The sequence below is a fragment of the Novosphingobium sp. 11B genome (assembly GCF_054589055.1).
This window is the reverse complement of sequence record NZ_BAAILP010000057.1, coordinates 52,805-69,686: the sequence shown is the minus strand read 5'-3', so window position 1 is coordinate 69,686 and position 16,882 is coordinate 52,805. Positions and strand designations below refer to the sequence as shown.

Below are 16,882 nucleotides of genomic sequence, written 5' to 3'. Positions count from 1 at the left end.
GGGCCCGGGCTGGGTTCCGCCCCCTCCACCACCGACTGCGTCGGCGGTCCCCCTCCCCATTGCTGCGCAACGGGGAGGAATGGCTTCAGAACGCGCGCGCCGCGCGGGCCTTGTCGGCGCCGGCCTGCCAGCGGGCCATGATCGCGCCGCTGACTTTCGCCTTGAAGCGTTCGAACTTGCCTGGATTGGCGACGATCTGCGCGCGGTAGAAGCTGGGACACAGCACCGCCGCATGGCTCACCTCGCCGCACAGGCCGCAGCCCACGCAGGAGTTCTCGACATGCGCCACCGGGTCCTGCCGCAGCGGGTCCGGGTTGGGCTTGATCGTCAACGACGGGCAGCCCGACAGGCGGATGCAGCTGTGATCGCCGGTGCAGGTGTCGCTGTCGACGCCGAAGCGCTCGCGCACCACGCGCTCGCCCGCCTTCAGCTTCGCCGAAGTCGCCTTCTTCTCGCGCCGCTGCTTGTTGAGCATGCATTCGGACTGCGCGACGATGACCTTGGGGCCTTTTTCCTCGGTCGTCAGCGCTTCGCGCAGCATCGAGGTCATGCCCTTGAGGTCATAAGTGCGATGCGTCTCGCGCACCCACTTCGCGCCGACACCGCGCACTGCCTTGGTGATCGGGTTCTTGGTCACGCGATTGGCGTTCTCGGCGCGCGACGACAGGATATCCTGACCGCCGGTGGCCGCCGAATAGCCGTTGTCGATGATCATCGTGACGGTGTCGTCCTTGTTGAACACCGCATTGCCGACGCCCGAGGTCAGGCCGTTGTGCCAGAAGCCCCCGTCGCCCATGATCGCGATCGACCGCTTTGACCCCTCGCCTTCCTTGGGCTTGAACGCCGAGGCACCCGCCGCACCAAGGCCATAGCCCATCGTCGTGTTGCCGATGTTGAACGGCGGCAGGATCGAGAACAGGTGGCAGCCGATGTCCGCCGAGACGTGCGTGGGACCAAGCTCGCGCTCCACCAGCTTCATCGCGGTGAAGATCGGGCGCTCCGGACAGCCGGTGCAGAAGCCTGCGGGGCGCTGCGGGATTTCCTTGGCCACGGGTGCGGGCAGCGGGTTGGCCGCTTCCAACTGCGGAGCCAGCGCAGGCGCATAGGCTTCGAGGAACTTCGCCAGGCCCTTGCGAATCACGTCGGCGGTGTACTCGCCCGAGCGCGGCAGCATGTCCTTGCCGACGATCCGGGTGTCCAGCTCCGCGCGGCGGATCAGCGTGTTGAGTTCGTGCTCAATGAACTCGGGCTGGCCTTCCTCCAGGATCATCACCGCGCGCTTTCCCTTGCAGAACGCGGCGACTTCCTCGGGGATGATCGGGTAGACGACGTTGAGGCAGTAGATCGGCAGCTTGCTGACCCCGTAGGAGTCCGCCAGCCCGATCAGTTCCATCGCGCGGTTGAGGTTGTTGTAGAGGCCGCCCTGCACGATCAGGCCGATGCCTTCTTCGCTTTCCTCAGGCCCGAACCACTCGTTCAGCTTGTTGTCGCGGACATAGGCGATGCCTGCGGGCCAGCGCTTCTCGATCTTCTCGACTTCGTGGAGGAAGTTCGCAGGGGGCAGCACGATGCGGTCGGTATCGCGCACCGGGCTGGCGGCCGCCTCGCCCACCGTCAGCGGCGGGCGCACGTTGTCCTTCGCCACGAACGATCCGGTCATGTGGCAAGACCGCACGCGCAGCTGCAGCATGACCGGCGTGTTCGAGGCTTCGGAGAGGCGGAAGCCCTGCTCCACCGAGTCCACGATGCTGGGCAGGTTCGGGCGCGGATCGATCAGCCACATCTGCGACTTCATCGCGAAAGCATGGGTGCGCTCCTGCATGATCGAGGAGCCTTCGCCGTAGTCCTCGCCCACGATCACCAGCGCGCCGCCGGTAACGCCGCCCGACGAGACGTTGGACAGCGCGTCCGACGCCACGTTGGTCCCCACCACCGATTTCCACGCGACCGCGCCGCGTAAGGGGTAGTTGACCGAGGCCGCCAGCATCGCCGCCGCGGTGGCTTCCGAGGCGCTCGCCTCGAAATGGACGCCGAGGCTTTCGAGCAGGTCGTTGGCGTCGGCGAAGACGTCCATCAGGTGGCTGATCGGCGAGCCCTGATAGCCGCCGACATAGGCCACGCCCGACTGCAGCAGGCCCTTGGTGACTGCCAGGATGCCTTCGCCGGTGAAGACCTCGCCCTCACCCGCGGTGAGCTTGAGGACTTCCTTCTTGAATGAACGCTCCGCCACTTGCCCTTACTCCGAAACGAGCGCGAGGACGCGCAGCGGGCTGCCCGAACCGCCCAGGATCTTGAGCGGCGAGGCAATCACGATCGCGCCGGTGGCAGGCAGCTTGTCGAGGTTTTCAAGGCACTGCAGGCCATACTTGCCCGCGCCGTGGAGCAGCGTGTGCGCCGGATACATCGGCTCAAGCAGATGCGCCTGGCCCGCGTCGGTGCCGATCGTCTCGACGCCGAAGCCCAGCGCGTCACGGTCGAGGATGTACTGGATCGCGGAGGCGTCCGGACCCGGGGTGTGGGCGCCGTCTTCCTTGCGGTTGGTGTAGGCATCGACGTCCAGCTTCGACCAGTCGGTGCGGAACAGCACCCAGGCGCCGGCGGGAATGGCGCCGTGCTTGGCTTCCCAGACCTTGATGTGCTCGGCTGTCAGGAGGAAGTCCGGGTTCGCGGCGCATTCGGCCGAGAAATCGAGCACCACGGCAGGCGCGACCAGCTTCTGCGCGGGCACCTTGTCGATGGTGTTGTCCGGCAGATCCTTGCCCGAGACCCAGTGCACCGGCGCATCGAAGTGCGTGCCGGTGTGCTCGCCCACGGTGAAGTTGTTCCAGTGCCATGCGACGCCGCGCTCGTCGTAGCGCGAGATTTCCTCGCGCGAGAACGCCGCCGTCTGGCCGAACGGTTCGGGCAGCACCAGCAGCGGGGTATCTTCGGAGAGGGTCTGGGTCAGATCGACGACGGTGATGTCACCGGCCGTCAGCGCATGGGCGAGAGAAGCGAGAACGTCTGTCATGGACTTGGGCCTCCTGTTGGACCATTACGGCGAAGAGTATCGGATTAAGTTGCATATGCAACTAAAATGTCATGCCGGGCGCTTATCGCCCTTGGAGCCTAGGATGAGCGAGGATTTGCGCCCTTTCGGTAACCCTGGATCGGAGGATTTCCGCCTCGACGCCTACCCGTTCTACCTGCTGAACCGGGCCGCGAGCCGGTACAACGTGGTCATCGAGTCGGGCCTGCGCGGCATCGGGATCGACATTCCGACGTGGCGCGTGCTGATGATTCTCGGCGAGCACGAGCCGCTGGCGATCGGGCAGGTGGCGAAGTCGGCGGTCATCAACCTCTCCACCATGATGCGCATCGTGGAGCGCATGACCAAGGCGGGGCTGATCGAGACGGCGCCCAGCGAATCGGACGGCCGCGTGACCGAGATCCGCATGACGGCCGAGGGGCGCGTAAAGCTGGGCGAAGCGCGCGAGGTGACCGCGCCGCTCTACGAGCAGATCATCCGGGGGTTCTCTGCCACGGACTTTTCGAAGATGCTGGATCTGCTGGGGCGGCTCTACGACAATCTGGATTGAGAGCACACGCCCCGAAACAGACGGGAAGGCTTGGTCTATTCGGTGTCGTCGGCGGAGAAGAAGCGCCGGATGACGTCGCGGGCCAGACGCGCCGGGCGCATCGTGGAGGCATCGAGGCAGCACCAGCTCGAGCGGACTTCCGCCAGCACTTCCTCGCCGCGACGGATCACGGTCTCGTAGAATGCGCGGGCGCCCTGCACTTTTTCCAGAAGCACCGTCGCGATGACGTCGTCTTCGAGGAAGGCGGGCTTGCGATAGGTGATCTCATGCTTGATCGCGACCCACAGGTGGCCGGCGATCGCGTCTGCGGGGGCCAGAGCGCGCCAGTGATCGGTCACCGCCGCCTGCACCCATTTCAGGTAGCTGGCATTGTTGACGTGACCCATGAAGTCGATGTCGTCCGGATCGATGCCGATCGGAAAGCGATGGGGAATTGCCTGGTTCACGTATACGTCAATAGCACCTTGCGAGCGATCCCGGAAGCCGGGCTTGCACTTGCGCCACGGCTTCCGGTCTTCATCCGGGCCTATCGTGTGGGGATTCAGAATCCTGCGGCCTTAAGCTCTTTCGCCGCCTCGTCGAAGCGTGCCTGAAACGTGGGCTTTTCCATCAGGCGCTCGCCGATCATCATGCCGTAGGTCTGGCCGGCGACGACATCGGATCGGAAATGACGCCCGCAAACCACGCGGCCATTTGCGTAACCGGCAGCGCGGGCCATGATCGCGGGAGCCTTGGCAGGGGACAGGCGCGCAAGGATCGAAGCCATCGAGAACACCATCGTGGCATGGCCGCTGGGATAGCCAAAGTCCGGGTTCTCGAGATTTCCGCAAGGATGCAAGGTGGCATCGGAGACCCACGGACGATCCCGATGGAAATGCGCCTTGCCCCGCTCGACCGCTGCCTGCTCTTCCGCACGCACTGTCGCGAACAACGCGCGGGTCGCGGGAAGCCGGTCCAGGGAGAAGCCCGGCCCCATCGCCGCTGCGAAGACGCTGACGTCCTTGATCTTGCCCTCTGCCGCAGCATTCTCGGCCTCGGCGGTGCTCCGCGTTCGTTCGAAGCGGTGGAGTTGCTCCAATTCGGACCGACCTTGCGTGCTGTCCATTGCCGGAGGCGGGGGCAGCAGCAGCGAAGGATCGACATCCCCGGGCGTCAGCAGCAAGGGCTGCTGCGGCCCTTCCTTGGCCGCGACCAGAGCGATCGCAGCCAGGGTGAGAAGCATTGCCTTGCGCATCAGAAGCGCACCGTAATGTCGCCCATGATCTGGCGGCCGGGCTGGAAGTAGACCTGATCCTGCGAGGTGTTCAGGCTCGTGGACGTAGGGCCGTTCCCCGAGAGGCCGATGTCGGTGTACTTGGTGGAGTCGAACAGGTCGGTCACCGTCACGCCGAAGCGCAGGTTGCGCCAGTCGTAGCTCGCGGAAAGAATGGTGGTGTTGTACGGCGCGATGCGAACCTGCCGGTTCACCTTGTTGAGCCCGCCGCCGATGCTCGATTCATCGATCGCGTACTGAACGCCGGTCCACTTGTCGATGATCGAGAAGCGGATCGGGCCGGACTTGAAGATGGCGCCGGCTGCCGCCGTTCCCTTGGGCGCATTGGCAACCTGGATGTGCGTGGTCTTCTCTTGCGCGGAATTGAGCGAGCCGTTTGCGAACACGGCAAGTCCGTGGCCGATCACCAGCGTCGCCTGCCCTTCGAGGCCCTTGTAGATCACGCCGCCCTGATTGTAGAACGCCGAGGTCGTTCCGCCGGTGCCGTCGGATACGGTGCGGCTGCCGATCTTGTTGTTGAAGTCGATGTAGTAACCATCGAAATCGAGGCTCAGGCGCGAACCGTGATAGACGAAGCCGGCCTGGTAATTGGTCGAAGTCTGCGGCTGCAGGTTCGAAAGGTCGGGGCGCGCGATGTAGAGCGTGCTCAGGCCGGGGGCGAGGAAGCCCTGAGCATACTGGCCATAGACCGACAGGTTCGACAGCACCGAATAATTGATCGTCGCGTACGTCAGGTTCTTGCTGTTGGTCTGACTTAGGCGCTGCGCATAGCGGGTCTTCTGGTTGTAGAGCGCGTCGATCTTGCGCGTGAAATCGACATGCTTGAACCCGGGGGTGATCGTCAGGCCGGGCAGCGGGCGCAGTTCCAGTTCCGCGAATTCCTCAGCCTGATCGCCGGAGGAGTTCTGGTCGAACTTGACGTACTGCGGTGTCTTTGCGCCAGTGACCGGGTTGGTGACCGACTTCTCGATATAGTTGTAGCCGCCGGTGACGAGATCCACGTCAGTCTGCTGGCGGTACGTATCGTTATGCTCCAGCCACAGGCCTGCGGTCAGCGCACCGAAGCCGAAGTCGTACCTGATCTTGGCGATATCGCCCCAGACGCGGTACTTGTTGGTCTTGGTGTAGCCGGGAATGCCGGCGACCTTGGCGCCGCCCGGCGTCAGGACGACCTGGTTGGCGACGTTCAACTGGCTGTTCGGCACGCCGACGAGGTTCGTCGCGGTGTTGCCCGACAGCGTCTCGTTATCGTAGGAATAGGTATAGGCCGTATTCGTGAACGTGGAGTTCGGCGCGAAATTCGCGTCGAGCTTGACGATTTCGAAGTCGGTCGTCTTCGATGTCGAGTTGTACTTCCAGTAGCTCTGGCTGTTCGGATCGTTGTTCAGGCTGTAATTGCGTCCGTACAGGCGCACCTGATCCAGCGTCGAGCCATCGCTGTCCGGCTGGTTGAAGTGGTTCTTGTTGTAGGTCGAGAGCAGCGTCAGCTTCACGTCGGGGCCGACCGGGATCACGACTTTGCCGAAGAGGTTCTTCTGGTTGTAGCCGCTATAGGTCAGCGCACCGTCGGTCTTGGTGTACTGGCCCGAGAACACCGCTTCGGTGCCGCCGAGCTTGTCGATCGCGCCGGTCTGGATGAGCCCGCGCAGGAGGTAGGTGTTGAAGGTGCCGTAACTGCCCTTCATTTCCACGCCGGGATCGGCACGCGTCTCGCGGGAGAACATGTTCATGTTGCCGCCGAACGTGGCGATGCCAAGCTGGCTGGCGTTGCCGGGACCGCGATCGACCACCAGGGTCTCGACGGTGTTGGACGGGAAGAACGTGTTGGAGTGATGGCTGGGATCGTTGGTATCGCCGAACGGCACGCCATCGTAGGTGATGTTGAATTCACCGTCCTTGAAGCCGCGCATGCGCGACTTGGATTCGTTGAGGCCGACGCCGTTGGTGCCGCCGCTGTTGCTCACCGAAGGCGAGATCAGCGCGATCTGGTTGAAATCGACGCTGGCGGGAAGCGAATCCTCGATGAACGAGCGCGACACGATCGAGGCGGGCTGCGTCTGCTTGAGCGACGCGGTGACAGGCGCGATCTCGTTTGCCTTGGTCGCGGTCACCAGAATGGCGGAACCCTCGGCGATGCCGTCGCCGCCATCTGCCGCAGGCGCCTCGTCGGCCCAGGCAGCCTGGGTGGAAAGGGCGATGGCGAGAGCGGCAATGGATGTAAGGCGGCCAGCGCGCAGGCACAAATTCCGGGCTTTCATGAGTGCATTCCCTGAGTGGTGTGATCTTGTGGCCGTGCCGCTAGAGGCCACGCGTGACAGTTCAGGGTAGTGACCGCCGCCAACCTTGCACCGATGCAATGTTGCACAATTATAATTTTTCGTGGCTTGCCGGAGGCCGAGTCAGATCGCTTGCGGCAAGGCCTCGCCGGGAATTCTCACCCGCACTTCCAGGCCCGGCATCGCGTCCGCCAGGTCGAGGCTGCCTTTGTGAAAGCGGGCGATGGCGCTCGCGATCGCCAGACCCAGTCCGCTGCCCTTGGACGGGGAAACCGCGAGGCCGCGCTCGAACGGCTGCGTAACGCGCGCGAATTCGTCTTCCGGCAAGCCGGGGCCGTCGTCGCGCACCGTGATCGTCGCGCCGTTCCCGACGCTTTCGAGCGAGATCGTGACGTTGGTTCCCGTGGGAGTGTGCGTGGCCGCATTCTCAAGCAGGTTCACCAGCAACTGATTCAGAAGGTCCGGATCGCCGTCGATGGCGACCTCCTCCAGGCTCTCCACCCGAAGCGATCCGCCGCGATCGGTGATCACCGGCTCCATCGTATCCGCAATGTCCCTGATCAGCGGGCGCAGCGCGATTCGTCCCATGACCGTGGGATGCTGCCCGGTCTCGATCTCGGCCAGGCGCAGCAGCGCGTCGAAGATATTGATAATGGAGCCGCACTCACGTTCCGCCCTGTCCAGCAGAGAGGGGAAGGCCGATTGGTCGTCGCGCGATGCCTTTTCGAGGAGGCTGCGCAGGCGCATCAAGGGTGTGCGCAGGTCATGCGCCAGATTGCTGGAAAACAACTGCTGCGCGCGGACCAGCTCCGCCATGTGATCCAGCATCTGGTTGAGACTTTGCGCCTGCACCGCGAACATGCCGTCAAGCCGCTCCATCGGAATGCGGCGGGACAAGTCGCCCGCGGCGATGGCGGCGGCGGTATCCTGCGTTTCCGAAAGCCGCCGGGCCGTCAGCCGCGCGACCAGCAATGTCGCCGAGACGCCGAGCACCAGCGCCACCAGCGAAATCGCGACGACCACCATGGGCAGGATCGCATGCAGCCCCCTGACCGCCTCCAGATGCTGGACGACCACGAACAGGCCCCCGGCATCGAGCCGCGTCGCCAGTGCCCTGCCCGCCTCCTTGTGATGCCCGCCCGCCGTATATTGCACCTCGGAGAAGCCCGATGGCGGCGGCACGATGTCCAGCCTTCCCGCCAGACGGCGCCCGTTGCGGTCGAACAGGACATACGTGCGTTCGCTGAAGACCTTGCGCTGGCTCCATTCGAGGATCTTGGCCTTCAGAATCGCTTCCTGCGCGGGATTGCCCCTGAGGTTCGAGACGTACTTGCGGGTATGGTATCGCAGCGATTCGTCGATCCGGTTCGATACTGAATTGTCGGCAAGACTGAACCCGACGATGCCGGTGACGATCATCGCCAGCGCAAAGGCGAGACCGACCTGGATCGCCAGTCGACCCAGCGTCGCCGGTCCACGCATGATCGAGTTCACGTGCAGCGCTCAGTGCGCAGCACATAGCCTGCACCGCGCTGCGTATCGATGGGATCGCAGCCGATTTCCTGCAGGGCCGTGCGCAACCGGCTCATGTTGCTTTCCACGATGTTGGTCGTGGTCGAAAACGAATAGGACCACACTGCCTCCAGCAGCATGGTGCGCGTGACGATGCGATCCGCGTTGTGCATGAGATGGGCCAGCAGGGAATATTGCTTGCGGTTCAGGATCATCGAACTTGCACCGTAGGATACGCTGTGGCTGGCGACGTCCAGCTTCAGTGCCCCGATCTGCAGGATCGCCTTCCCCGCTTGCGGGGTGCCGCGGCGGACGATCGCCTGAAGGCGGGCATCCAGTTCGTCCATGCTGAACGGCTTGGCAAGGTAGTCGTCCGCCCCGGCCTGCAGCCCCTCGATGCGATTCTTGACCGACCCCAACGCACTCAGCATGAGGATCCGCATCGCACCTCCCTTCGCGCGGACCTGATCGATCACCGAAAGGCCGTTTATATCGGGCAGCATGCGATCGAGCACCACCGCGTCATAGACGCCATCGGCGATCGCCCTGGCCGCATCCGCGCCGGTTACGGCCAGCCTGGCGGTGTGGCCGCCCAGCTTCAGCCCGGAAACGATATGATCTGCGATGAGGGGGTCGTCTTCTACGACTAGAACATGCACGGCGCTTTTCTCCTTGCGCCTGTTCCTCGGAAAACATGACAGGAAAATGACGATCTCCGCCTGTAAGCGGTTCTCGTGCAGGGCGTCGTTGGCTGCCCGAAGCGGAACGGGAAGATGAGGCCTGTCACTCAGACGCTCCGGTCATGCTGCCCATGGCCTTCAAAGCGCCTCATATTTCTCGGCCTGCCGTTGACGTCCCATGAAAATCTGCTGCAGATAGCGAGCGAAGGGGCACTTATGCGCATTGTCATCATCGACGACAGCGGGCTGCGCGCGACCGTGCTCGAGGAGGGGCTGCGCGACGCGGGATATGACGACATCCATATCGTTCCCCCGCGCGGCGCTTTCGTGGCGCGGCTGGAGCGCATGGCGCCCGACGTCGTGCTCATGGACCTCGGCAGCCCCAGCCGCGATACGCTGGAGGAAATGCTCACCGTAAGCCGGGCGCTGGCCCGGCCGATCGCGATGTTCGTCGACCAGTCGGACGAGGCGATGATCGGTGCCGCCATCGACGCGGGCGTCTCCGCCTATGTCGTCGATGGCTTGCGCAAGGAGCGGGTGAAGCCGGTGCTGGAACTGGCGGTGCGCCGTTTCAACGCCTTCTCGCGCATGCAGACCGAGCTTGAGGAGGCGCGCACCGCGCTTGCCGACCGCAAGGTGATCGACCGCGCCAAGTCGATCCTGATGAACCAGCGCGCCTTGTCCGAACAGGACGCCTATGCGCTCCTGCGCTCCACCGCGATGAACCAGGGCAAGAAGATCGCCGAGGTCGCGCAGGCGCTGATTACCGCCAGCGACCTGCTGGGAGGGGTATAATGACGACGAATCTTCGCATCGCCTTCCTGCCGCTCAACGACGTCGCGGTGCTCGCCGCCGCCCGCGAACGCGGCTTTGCCGAGGAGGAGGGCCTTGCGCTCGACCTCGTGCGCACGACGAGCTGGGCGACCTTGCGCGACCGGCTGGTCTACGGACAGGTGCAGGCCGCGCACATGCTGGCGCCGCTGGCGGTGGCGGTGACGCTGGGCCTGAGCCAGCAGCCCGCCGCACTGGCCGCGCCGTTCAAGCTGGGCGTCAACGGCAACATGCTGGTCATGGCGAAGGACTTCGCCGCCGCCCTCGCACCCGATCCCGCCGCGCGGCTGGCCGACCCGCTGGGCACCGCGCACGACTTCGCCGCTGCAATCGGGCTGTGGCGGCGCAAGCCGATCATCGGCGTCGTCCACCGCTTTTCCAGTCATGCGCTGATGCTCCGCTACTGGCTGGCCAGCGCGGGCATCGATCCCGACCGCGACGTGGTGCTGCGCGTGCTGCCTCCCTCGCTGACGGTCGAGGCGATCCATGCCGGCGAGATCGACGGTTTCATCGCGGGCGAGCCCTGGGGCAGCGCCGCGATCGAGTCCGGACGCGCGGAGGCGGTGGCGATCGGTCAGCGCATCTGGCAGCGCGGGGTGGAGAAAGTGCTGGCCTTCCGCGAACCATGGCTCGAGGAGAACCCCGAGATCACCGACCGCCTGCTGCGCGCGCTCGCCCGCGCCGCCGTCTGGTGCGACGAGCCGGACAACCGCGAGATACTGGCCGATATTCTCGCCGACCCGCGCTATGTCGGGCAGCCCTCCGACCTGATCCTGCGCACGTTGAGCGGCACGATCGTCCCCAGGGCGGGCGATGCGGCGGTGTCCTGCCCCGACTTCGTGCTGTTCTCCCGCGAGGCGACGCCGTTTCCGTGGCGCAGCCAGGCGCTGTGGATCTATTCGCAACTGGTGCGCTGGAACATGGTGGAGCCTTCCGCCGAAACCGAGGCGCAGGCGGCGGCGGTGTTCCGTCCCGACATCTACCGCCGTGCGCTTGCGGGCAGCGACCTGCCGATGCCGGGGGCGAGCATGAAGCTGGAAGGGGCGGTCGATGCGCCGCTCGGCGTGGGTTCGCGCAAGGGCGACCTGCTGCTGGGGCCTGACCGGTTCTTCGACGGCCGCGTGTTCGATCCTGAACGGATCGAGGACTACCTCGCCGGTTTTGCCCGTTAGGATTTTTGGGCAGCATTGAAAATGCGATGACGCTGAAAACGCGTGCAATTTTACGTCTTGCCAGATCTGCGAAATCGCGTGACTATATAGGCGTCTCGCGATGAAGCGCGACCACACCGGATAGGCTGTCCCAAAGACGGGACGCCATCCTCACCGAAATTCGCAGCAAAGCCGCTGACCGGGCTCACCGCAAGGGTGACGTCCGGCCTGCGGCTTTTTTCGTGTCCGCTTTCATGATTTATGGGGGACGTACCATGGCAACCGCATTCTTCCGACCTGACGAAGACAATGACGTGCTTGCGCCCGCGCAGAAGCCCGCCGTCGGCTTCTGGAAGGCCGGCCACACGCCGACTCTGATCGCAGCTTTCCTCTATTTCGACCTCGCCTTCATGGTCTGGGTCCTGCTCGGCCCGCTGGCGCCGGAGATTTCGAAGACTCTCGGGCTCACGCCCGCGCAGAAGGGCCTGATGGTGGCGCTTCCCACGCTGGCGGGCGCTCTCCTGCGCGTCGTCAACGGGCTGCTGGTCGATCGCATCGGGCCGAAGCGCTCGGGCGCGATCAATCAGGTCATCGTCATCACCGGGCTGTTCTTCGCCTGGTCGATGGGCGTCACCAGCTTTGGCGGGACGCTGGCGCTGGGCGTGATCCTGGGCTTTGCGGGGGCGAGCTTCGCGATCGCGCTGCCGCTCGCCAGCCGCTGGTATCCGGCCGAGCATCAAGGCAAGGCGATGGGCCTTGCGGGCATGGGCAATTCGGGCACCGTCTTCGCCGCGCTCTTCGCGCCGACGCTGGCCAAGATGTTCGGCTGGAACGCGGTGCTGGGCCTTGCCTGCATCCCGCTGACCGTGGTGCTATGCATCTATCTCGCGCTGGCGAAGGACGCACCGAACCAGCCCGCGCCGCGCAAGCTGGTGGACTATGCGGCGCTGCTCAAGCAGGCGGACGCATGGTGGCTGATGGCCTTCTACGCGGTGACTTTCGGCGGTTTCGTGGGGCTTGCCGCGTCGCTGCCGATCTACTTCACCGACCAGTTCGGCCTCAGCACCGTCGTCGCCGGATATTGCACGGCGGGCTGCGTCTTCGCCGGATCGCTGGTCCGTCCGATGGGCGGCGCGCTGGCCGACAAGATCGGCGGTGTGAAGGCGCTGATGATGGTCTACGCGGTGGCTGCGATCGCGCTTGTCGGCGTGTCTCAGGCGCCTAGCCTGATCGCGGCGCTCGGGCTGTTCGTGGTGGCGATGCTGGCGCTCGGCACCGGCAACGGTTCGGTGTTCCAGCTGGTCCCGCAGCGCTTCCAGGCCGAGATCGGCGTGATGACCGGCCTCGTCGGCATGGCGGGCGGTGTCGGCGGGTTCTACCTCGCCAGCTCGCTCGGCCTGGCCAAGCAGTTCACTGGCAGCTTCGCGCCGGGCTTCCTGATCTTTGCCGGCCTTGCGGTCGTGGCTCTCGCCTCGGTGGCGAGCGTCAAGGGCCGCTGGCGCGCGACCTGGAAAACCGGCGCGCGCATCTGAGCCGACAACCGGGGCGGCGGCACCCCAGCGCCGCCGCCCCACTTTCTTTCGTCCTGAGGGGGACGCTTTCACCATGAAAAACATAACAAAAGCGGCGGCCGTGCTGGTCGTCGGCGGGGTCGCTTGCGCGGGATCGGCGCAGGCCCAGGACATCACGGTCAAGCCGGTCGCCGAGGCGCGGGTGCGCTACGAGCATGTCGATCAGGACGGCATCGCCGCCAAGGCCGATGCGCTGACCGTGCGGGTGCGCGGCGGCGCGCAGGCCACCAGCGGGGCGCTGAGTGCCACCGTGGTCGCGCAGGGCAACCTCGCCGTGGTCGATCACTACTACGATGGCGTGAACGGCGCGGCCACGCGGCCCCTTGTGGCCGATCCGCAGAACATCGCGCTCTACATCGCGCAGTTGCAGTACAAGGCGAAAGGCGTGACGCTGACCGCCGGGCGCCAGAAGATCGCTCTGGACGACGAGCGCTTCGTCGGCAACGTCGCCTTCCGCGACAATGCGCAGACCTTCGACGCGGTGAGGGCCGAGGTCACCCCGGTCAAGGGCCTGAAACTGGACGTTTCCTACGCCTGGAGCGTGCGCACGATCTGGGGCATCGACGGCAACGCCGCGCGCCAGCAGGCGGTGGGCGGGGACAATCTGCTCGCCAACCTCTCGTGGGAGACACCGCTTGGGGTGCTGACCGGGTTCGCCTACCTCGTCGATCAGGATGAGGCGGCGGTGCAGGCGTTTCGCCTCTCCAGCCAGACATATGGTGCCCGTTTCGCGGGGACTCATGCGTTCGGCAAGGCGGTGAAACTGGCGTATCAGGCGAGTTACGCGCGCCAGTCGGACTGGCACCGCAATCCCAGCGACTACAGCGCCGAATACTGGCTGGCCGACGCGACGCTCGACGTGAAGGGTTGGAAGGCCAATGCCGGTTACGAAGTGCTTGGCTCCGACAAGGGCGCGACGCTGACCAGCTTCCAGACGCCGCTGGGCACCAACTTCAAGTTCCAGGGCTGGGCGGACAAGTTCCTGACCACCCCCGCGAACGGCGTGCGCGATCTCTATGTCGGCGGCGGGTATGGCACGAAGCAGATCGGCGCGTTTTCCGCCGTCACCCTGCAGGCGACCTGGCATCGCTTCGACAGCGACCGGCTGGACCAGCACTACGGCAACGAAATCAATCTCCTGGCCTCGGCAAAGCTGCGCAAGACGACGATCGCGCTGCGCTATGCCCACTATGACGCGAAGACCCTCGCGACCGACACCGACAAGGTCTGGGTCCAGTTCGACTGGGCGATTTGACAGGTTCGTTACGGAATCGCTTGAGCCTTCGGGCGATTCCATTTATGTTGCAGTGCAAAGGGCAGCGTTGTCCTTCCTACATCGCCGAAATGTCCCACTGACGGGGCACTTAGGCACCGAATGATGGCAAGGCCGCCATCCTGACTTCCGGTTTCGAACCGGGGGTCTGGATGGCGGCCTTTTCTCGTTTTCAACTCCCTTTCCCATGACATTGCCGGAGTTTCGAACATGGACTTTCAGGACGGGATCGAACCCAATTCCGACTATGACGACGCGCTGATCGTGCCGAGCGACGATGTGCGCGAGCATCTGGTCGTCGTCGGCAACGGCATGGCGGGCTGCCGCGCGGTCGAGGAACTGCTGGCGCGCGATGCGGACCGCTACCGCGTGACCATCTTCGGCGCCGAACCGCATGTGAACTACAACCGCATCATGCTTTCGCCGGTGCTGGCGGGTGAGAAGACCTTCGACCAGATCGTCATCAACACCCGCGAGTGGTACGACGAGAACGGCATCGACCTCATCACCGCCGATCCCGTCACCGCGATCGACCGCGCGGCGAAAACCGTGACTTCGCGCTCGGGCCGCACGGTGCATTACGACCGCCTGCTGATCGCGACCGGCTCCGATCCGTTCATCATTCCGGTGCCCGGCAAGGATCTGCCCGGCGTGATCTCGTTCCGCGACATGAACGACGTCGATACGATGCTGGCGGCTGCCGAGGCCGGAAAAGCGCAAGGTGGCGGCTCGGCCGTGGTCATCGGCGGCGGCCTGCTGGGGCTGGAGGCGGCGCATGGTCTGACCCTGCGCGGCATGAAGGTCACCGTCATCCACCTCATGTCCACGCTGATGGAGCGCCAGCTGGACGAGGCCGCGGGCTGGCTGCTCAAGTCCGCGCTGGAAGGTCGCGGCCAGTCCATCCTGACGGGCGCCGACACCGCCGAGATCTACGGCGAGGGCAAGGTCGAGGGCGTGCGCCTCAAGGACGGGCGCGAGATTCCGGCCAGCCTTGTCGTCATGGCCGTGGGCATCCGTCCCGCCACCGCGCTGGCGCGCGAGGCGGGGCTGGACGTCGGGCGCGGCATCAAGGTCGACGACCACATGGTCACCAGCGACCCCTCGGTGCTCGCGGTCGGCGAATGCGTGGAGCATGACGGCAACGTCTACGGCCTCGTCGCGCCGCTGTGGGACATGTGCCGCAGCCTCGCCGACGGGCTGACCGACCGGCACACCGGCTATCGCGGCTCGGTCACCTCGACCAAGCTGAAGGTCGCCGGGCTCGACGTGTTCTCCGCCGGCGACTTCTCGGGCGGCGAGGGATGCGAGGACATCGTGCTGCGCGATGCCGCGCGCGGGGTCTACAAGCGCGTCGTGGTGAAGGACGACAAGGTCGTCGGCGCCGTACTCTACGGCGATACGGCGGACGGCGGTTGGTACTTCGACCTGCTGAAGAAGGGCGAGGACGTTTCCGAAGTCCGCGACCTGCTGATCTTCGGCCAGGCCTTCGCCTCGGGAGGAGGCGCGCTGGACCCTAAGGCGGCCGTTGCGGCGCTCTCGGACGATGCCGAGATCTGCGGCTGCAACGGCGTCTCCAAGGGCCAGGTCGTCGGTTGCATCGAGGCGGGTGCCTGCAGCCTCGACGCCGTGCGCGCCACCTGCAAGGCTTCGGCCAGCTGCGGGCAGTGCACCGGCCTTGTCGAGAGCCTGCTGGCGCTGACGCTGGGCGAAGAGGTCGAGGCAGGGCCGAAGACCTTGTGCAAGTGCACCAGCTTCACGCACGACGACGTGCGCCGCGAGATCGTGGCGCAGGACATGCGCTCGATCCCCGAAGTGATGCAGAAGCTGCACTGGGCGACGCCGGATGGCTGTTCGTCCTGCCGCCCGGCGCTCAACTACTACCTGCTCTGCGCGCTGCCCGGCGAATACGTGGACGACCAGCAGAGCCGCTTCGTCAACGAGCGTATGCACGCCAACATCCAGAAGGACGGCACCTATTCGGTGGTCCCGCGCATGTGGGGCGGCCTCACCAACCCGCGCGAGTTGCGCGCGATCGCCGACGTGGTCGAGAAGTACGATGCGCCGATGGTGAAGGTGACCGGTGGCCAGCGCCTCGACATCTTCGGCATCAAGAAGGAGGATTTGCCCGCCGTCTGGGCCCATCTCAACGCCGCCGGGATGGTCTCGGGCCATGCCTACGGCAAGTCCCTGCGCACGGTGAAGACCTGCGTGGGTTCGGAATGGTGCCGCTTCGGCACGCAGGATTCGACCGGCCTCGGCGTCAAGACCGAGCGGATGACCTGGGGCAGCTGGATGCCGCACAAGTTCAAGATCGCGGTTTCCGGCTGCCCGCGCAACTGCGCCGAGGCGACGATCAAGGACTTTGGAATCGTTTGCGTGGATTCCGGCTACGAACTGAGCGTGGGCGGCAACGGCGGCATCAAGGTGCGCGCCACCGACTTCCTGTGCAAGGTCGCGACCGAGGAGGAAGCGCTCGAATATTGCGCCGCCTTCATCCAGGTCTACCGCGAGGAAGCGCGCTATCTGGAACGCACCGCACCGTGGATCGAGCGCGTCGGCGTCGACTACGTGAAGTCCCGCGTGGTCGAGGACGAGGCGGGCCGCAAGGCGCTCGCCGCGCGGTTCCTCTATTCGCAGAGCTTCAGCCAGGACGATCCGTGGGCCGAACGCGCCTCGGGCGATCGCGCCGACCTGCACCAGCACCTCCAACCTCTTGCTCTCGAAGCAGCGGAGTGAA

Annotated in this window: 13 protein-coding genes; 6 read left to right on the top strand and 7 right to left on the bottom strand. The window is 65.2% G+C overall.

Features of this window, described 5'->3' with window-relative positions; translation table 11 throughout:
* Positions 1-85 precede the first annotated feature (85 nt).
* Positions 86-2,230, bottom strand: coding sequence for an indolepyruvate ferredoxin oxidoreductase subunit alpha (locus tag ACYPYD_RS04865; protein ID WP_036525166.1), 2,145 nt, complete (start codon positions 2,228-2,230; stop codon positions 86-88).
* A gap of 6 nt (positions 2,231-2,236) precedes the next feature.
* Entirely contained in the window at positions 2,237-3,010 is a 774-nt protein-coding gene (locus ACYPYD_RS04860) for a cyclase family protein (protein ID WP_459662292.1), read from the bottom strand.
* 103 nt (positions 3,011-3,113) lie between these two features.
* Between ACYPYD_RS04860 and ACYPYD_RS04855 the strand changes: the two genes are divergently transcribed.
* Positions 3,114-3,578 (top strand): MarR family winged helix-turn-helix transcriptional regulator, encoded by a 465-nt coding sequence (locus ACYPYD_RS04855; protein WP_008828462.1) that lies wholly within the window; start codon positions 3,114-3,116, stop codon positions 3,576-3,578.
* A 35-nt stretch (positions 3,579-3,613) separates the two neighbouring features.
* On the opposite strand, the gene ACYPYD_RS04850 is transcribed toward ACYPYD_RS04855, so the two are convergent.
* The 5 genes from ACYPYD_RS04850 to ACYPYD_RS04830 all read right to left on the bottom strand — a co-directional run bounded on the left by ACYPYD_RS04850 (position 3,614) and on the right by ACYPYD_RS04830 (position 9,298).
* Entirely contained in the window at positions 3,614-4,024 is a 411-nt protein-coding gene (locus tag ACYPYD_RS04850) for an acyl-CoA thioesterase (protein ID WP_459662291.1), read from the bottom strand.
* Between the two features lie 95 nt (positions 4,025-4,119).
* Entirely contained in the window at positions 4,120-4,800 is a 681-nt protein-coding gene (locus ACYPYD_RS04845; protein ID WP_459662290.1) for a phosphatase PAP2 family protein, read from the bottom strand.
* Positions 4,801-4,811: 11 nt separating this feature from the next.
* Entirely contained in the window at positions 4,812-7,109 is a 2,298-nt protein-coding gene (locus tag ACYPYD_RS04840; RefSeq protein ID WP_459662289.1) for a TonB-dependent receptor, read from the bottom strand.
* 141 nt (positions 7,110-7,250) lie between these two features.
* Complete coding sequence (locus ACYPYD_RS04835; protein ID WP_459662288.1) at positions 7,251-8,621, bottom strand: sensor histidine kinase; 1,371 nt, start codon at positions 8,619-8,621, stop codon at positions 7,251-7,253.
* On the bottom strand, positions 8,618-9,298 hold the full coding sequence (locus tag ACYPYD_RS04830) for a response regulator transcription factor (protein ID WP_459662287.1): 681 nt from the start codon (positions 9,296-9,298) through the stop codon (positions 8,618-8,620). The genes ACYPYD_RS04835 and ACYPYD_RS04830 overlap by 4 nt, the downstream gene beginning before the upstream one ends.
* Before the next feature lie 237 nt (positions 9,299-9,535).
* Between ACYPYD_RS04830 and ACYPYD_RS04825 the strand changes: the two genes are divergently transcribed.
* The 5 genes from ACYPYD_RS04825 (at position 9,536) to nirB (ending at position 16,881) form a co-directional block, all read left to right on the top strand.
* Positions 9,536-10,114 carry an ANTAR domain-containing response regulator gene (locus ACYPYD_RS04825; protein WP_008828468.1) on the top strand — a complete coding sequence of 193 codons (579 nt, stop codon included), beginning with the start codon at positions 9,536-9,538 and terminating at the stop codon, positions 10,112-10,114.
* Positions 10,114-11,322 (top strand): ABC transporter substrate-binding protein, encoded by a 1,209-nt coding sequence (locus ACYPYD_RS04820; protein WP_036525173.1) that lies wholly within the window; start codon positions 10,114-10,116, stop codon positions 11,320-11,322. Before ACYPYD_RS04825 ends, ACYPYD_RS04820 begins: the two co-directional genes overlap by 1 nt.
* Before the next feature lie 254 nt (positions 11,323-11,576).
* Positions 11,577-12,833, top strand: a complete 1,257-nt coding sequence (locus ACYPYD_RS04815; protein WP_036525175.1) for a nitrate/nitrite transporter — start codon at positions 11,577-11,579, stop codon at positions 12,831-12,833.
* Between the two features lie 73 nt (positions 12,834-12,906).
* A complete protein-coding gene (locus ACYPYD_RS04810) occupies positions 12,907-14,127 on the top strand; it encodes a hypothetical protein (protein ID WP_036525176.1) in 1,221 nt (406 codons plus the stop codon).
* 228 nt (positions 14,128-14,355) lie between these two features.
* Positions 14,356-16,881 carry a nitrite reductase large subunit NirB gene (nirB, locus tag ACYPYD_RS04805; protein ID WP_459662286.1) on the top strand — a complete coding sequence of 842 codons (2,526 nt, stop codon included), beginning with the start codon at positions 14,356-14,358 and terminating at the stop codon, positions 16,879-16,881.
* Position 16,882 lies beyond the last annotated feature (1 nt).

Coding starts and splice junctions, on each gene's coding strand:
- ACYPYD_RS04860 (WP_459662292.1), bottom strand. CDS start 3,010: ATGACAGACGTTCTCGCTTCTCTCGCCCATGCGCTGACGGCCGGTGAC.
- ACYPYD_RS04820 (WP_036525173.1), top strand. CDS start 10,114: ATGACGACGAATCTTCGCATCGCCTTCCTGCCGCTCAACGACGTCGCG.
- ACYPYD_RS04815 (WP_036525175.1), top strand. CDS start 11,577: ATGGCAACCGCATTCTTCCGACCTGACGAAGACAATGACGTGCTTGCG.
- ACYPYD_RS04840 (WP_459662289.1), bottom strand. CDS start 7,109: ATGAAAGCCCGGAATTTGTGCCTGCGCGCTGGCCGCCTTACATCCATT.
- ACYPYD_RS04810 (WP_036525176.1), top strand. CDS start 12,907: ATGAAAAACATAACAAAAGCGGCGGCCGTGCTGGTCGTCGGCGGGGTC.
- ACYPYD_RS04845 (WP_459662290.1), bottom strand. CDS start 4,800: ATGCTTCTCACCCTGGCTGCGATCGCTCTGGTCGCGGCCAAGGAAGGG.
- nirB (WP_459662286.1), top strand. CDS start 14,356: ATGGACTTTCAGGACGGGATCGAACCCAATTCCGACTATGACGACGCG.
- ACYPYD_RS04855 (WP_008828462.1), top strand. CDS start 3,114: ATGAGCGAGGATTTGCGCCCTTTCGGTAACCCTGGATCGGAGGATTTC.
- ACYPYD_RS04825 (WP_008828468.1), top strand. CDS start 9,536: ATGCGCATTGTCATCATCGACGACAGCGGGCTGCGCGCGACCGTGCTC.